2 protein-coding genes and 1 pseudogene are annotated in these 3,343 nt (G+C 63.6%); 2 read left to right on the top strand and 1 reads right to left on the bottom strand.

The features are described from left to right. Positions 1 to 662 precede the first annotated feature (662 nt). Together ltrA and APY03_RS40845 are read left to right on the top strand one after the other, a co-directional pair. Positions 663 to 2,186 (top strand): group II intron reverse transcriptase/maturase, encoded by a 1,524-nt coding sequence (gene ltrA / locus APY03_RS33075; protein WP_068683952.1) that lies wholly within the window; start codon positions 663 to 665, stop codon positions 2,184 to 2,186. A gap of 85 nt (positions 2,187 to 2,271) precedes the next feature. Beyond that, a pseudogene (locus APY03_RS40845) lies at positions 2,272 to 2,463 on the top strand (DDE-type integrase/transposase/recombinase); the annotation flags it as partial. A 7-nt stretch (positions 2,464 to 2,470) separates the two neighbouring features. Here APY03_RS40845 and APY03_RS33070 read toward each other — a convergent pair. Then, on the bottom strand, positions 2,471 to 3,343 hold an 873-nt coding region (locus tag APY03_RS33070; RefSeq protein WP_068683954.1), incomplete at its 5' end, for an IS30 family transposase.

Here is a 3,343-nt window from a genome sequence, read left to right as displayed (position 1 = left end):
AAGGCTGACAGGCCGAACCAGCTGTGGGTGGCGGACTTCAGTGCGCCATGTAGGCGCGGTTTGCAACAACAGGAGAAAGGAGAGACAACTGACAGTAAACCGAAGCTGGCTGATTCTCGACCGACAGCTGAAATGCTGTCTCGCACCGGTGGAGGCCGGGCGAAAGGGGGCCGCAAAGCTTGGCCGTTTGCCGACGGCTGGGTGTCATGCGCAGAGCGGCCTGAACTGTACCGAGCGACGGTCGCAAGATCGGCGCGTCGGGCTACCACAAGGTCTATGGTGAGGCAACGAAGCGTGCGTTGGAAGCCTCTGTATTTACAGCTACCGACCGTCGGCAACGACGGTGACAGTGGCGCGATCCGGCCGTGCTTGATGTTCGCGGCGGGAGGGTGCGACCTGTACGCACTCGACGACGGGGTCCTCCCCTGGCCGTCGTCCGGAGCCACCAGGGGTAGAGCACGCCACCTAAGGACCTGAAGGTTGGGAATCGGAACATGGGAACCGGTGATACCTCGCCCGTGACGGACACGGGCTATCCGCGGCGAACGGGGATGGGGCGTCAACGGGACGGAGCTCGCGTAGTAGTCCGAGGTCGGGAAAGCCGGCCACATGGCGAAGGCGAGCAGGGAACCGATCGGCGAGCGAAGCCGCAGGAACGATCCGTGGACTCGGATCATCAGGCCGACAAGGCCTGGCTCCTGAGCGTGCAGCGCAAGCTGTATCAGTGGAGTCGACAACACCCCGACGAGAGTTACCGCGAGTTGTGGAACTGGATCATCGATCCACGCAACCTGCGGTGCGCCTGGGCGCGTGTAGCTACCAATCAGGGCAAGCGCACGGCAGGCATCGACGGGAAGACCGTGGGCAGCATCCGCCGAGACATTGGCGATCATGCCTACTTGGACGAGCTGCGAAATGCATTGCGGTGCGGCGCCTACGCGCCGAGCCCATGCCGCCGCAAACTCATCCCCAAGCCGGGCAAACCGGGGCAGTTCCGCGCCCTGGGTATCCCCACGGTGACCGACCGCGTGGTGCAGAGCGCGGTCAAGCAACTTCTGGAGCCAATCCTGGAAGCGCGCTTCAGGCATGTCTCGTACGGCTTCCGGCCGGGACGGGGTTGCCACGGCGCGCTGGAACACATCAGGATGACCTTGCGGCCCAGGCGCGTGAGCAAAACCGACGGCCTGCGGCATGAGACACCCTACCAGTGGGTGATCGAAGGTGACATCAAGGGCTGCTTCGACAACATCGACCATCATCTGCTCATGCAGCGCGTGCGTCAGCACTGCGCTGACCTGCGGGTGAACCGATTGCTCGTGCAGTTCCTGAAAGCCGGCGTCCTCAGCGAAGAGCAGTTTCTTCGCACCGACGCGGGCACGCCGCAAGGTGGCATCATCTCGCCGCTGCTGGCCAATATCGCCTTGGGTCTTATCGAAGAGCGATACGAGCGGTGGGTGGAGCACCGGACGAAGCGGCGGGCACACAGGAAGAGCGATGGCTTGAAGGCGGCACTGGAGGCTCGCAGCACCGACCGGCGTGCCGGTCGAGTTGTGATGTTCCCAGTGCGCTACGCTGACGACTTCGTGATCCTGGTGCACGGCACGCAACAGCAGGCCGAGGCCGAGCGGGATGCTCTTGCCAAGGCACTGCACGACGGCATGGGGCTGACCCTGTCACCCGACAAGACGCGGATCACGGATCCGGCCGACAGCTTCCAATTCCTCGGACATCGCGTGAGCATGCGATGGGACGACCGCTTCGGCTGGTCGCCCCGGATTGAGGTTCCGAAGACTAAGGCGGCGGACTTGCGGCACAAGGTCAAGCAACTGACGACACGGCAGACCCTGCGCTGGTCGCTCGACGACCTGCTCCAGAAGCTCAATCCCATCCTGCGTGGCTGGGCGCACTTCTACTGCTATTGCACCGGCGCGAAAGACGTCCTCGGCGGCCTGGACTGGTACGTGGGAGACCGTGTGTGGCGCTGGATGCGGAAGAAGCACCCAGAAGCCTCCGTGCGGTGGCTCCTCCGACACCGACGACCCAGCCGGCACCGTCCGACGCGACGCGTGTGGCAGGGGGAGCGGCACGAGCAATACCAAATGGGCTGGCTGACGGTGCAGCGCTACAAACGCAGGTGGATGACCCCACCCGACTTCACCGTGGTTCCTGGAGAGCCGGATGCATAGCGAAAGATGCACGTCCGGTTCGGCGAGGGGGCACGCGAAACTGCCGGTCGCGAGATCGGCGCGGCGCGCGTGCTCTACTCAACCCTACGTCTCGACCTGGCAGGGCTTCGTGTACGTGGCCTTCGTCATCGATGTCTTCGCGCGGCGCATCGTTGGCTGGCGGGTCAGTAGCTCGATGCAGACCGACTTCGTGCTCGACGCGCTGGAGCAGGCCCTGTACGCACGCTGCGGCGATCGCCAGGGCGATCTGGTCCATCACTCCGACAGGGGTTCGCAGCCCGCATTCAACGAGTCGTCGCAACACTGCGTCTGTTGGCCGAGCGTAGCAGCTCATTGAAGGCCTCTGCGGGCGTCTGCCATCCGAGCGTCTTGCGCGGTCTCGTGTTCAAGGCCAGCGCCACTGCCTGCAGATCGGTTGCTCGATGCGCGCTAAGGTCTGTTCCCTTTGGGAAGTATTGGCGCAACAGCCCGTTGGTGTTCTCGTTGGTGCCTCTCTGCCAAGGACTCTGCGCATCGCAGAAGTAGACCTGCAGTCCGGTGTGGATTGAGAGTTGCGCGTGCTGGGCCATTTCCGTGCCCTGGTCCCAGGTAAGAGACTTCTTCAGCTGCTTCGGCAGCGAGCTCATAGCTTTGGTAATCGCCTCTCGGACGGCCTCGGCACCGTGACCAGCCAATGCGGGGCCGTGCTTGTCTCGTGGCTGCTGACGATGGCCAGGCAGAGGCGTCAAGTGCAGCAACATCGTGAAGCGCGTCGTCCTCTCAACCAACGTTCCAATCGCCGAGCTATCCAGTCCAAGGATGAGATCACCTTCCCAGTGGCCAGGTACTGCGCGATCTTCAACGCTGGCCGGTCGCTCGCTAATCATGATCTCCGGCGTAACGAACGACTTCCCGCGGCCTCTCACACGCTCTCTGGGCACGCGCAGAGCACGGCCCGTGCGCAGGCACGCCGTCAATTCACGCTGCAACGCTCCACGGCCCTGCACGTACAACGCCTGGTAGATCGCCTCGTGGCTGATGCGCATCGAAGTGTCCTTGGGGAAGTCGATTGGTAGCCTATTGGAGATCTGTTGAGAGCTCCACGCGCGCGACCATCGGCGCGCTTGCCGACGCCCCGTAAGCGGCCAGGCGCCCCACCTTGAGATCTGAAGCCAAGC

Origin of the sequence: Variovorax sp. WDL1 (assembly GCF_001541225.1) — a bacterium.
In the GTDB taxonomy this organism is placed as follows: domain Bacteria; phylum Pseudomonadota; class Gammaproteobacteria; order Burkholderiales; family Burkholderiaceae_C; genus Variovorax.
The sequence above is the reverse complement of the archived record's forward strand: the minus strand, read 5'-3'. Positions and strand labels throughout refer to the sequence as shown.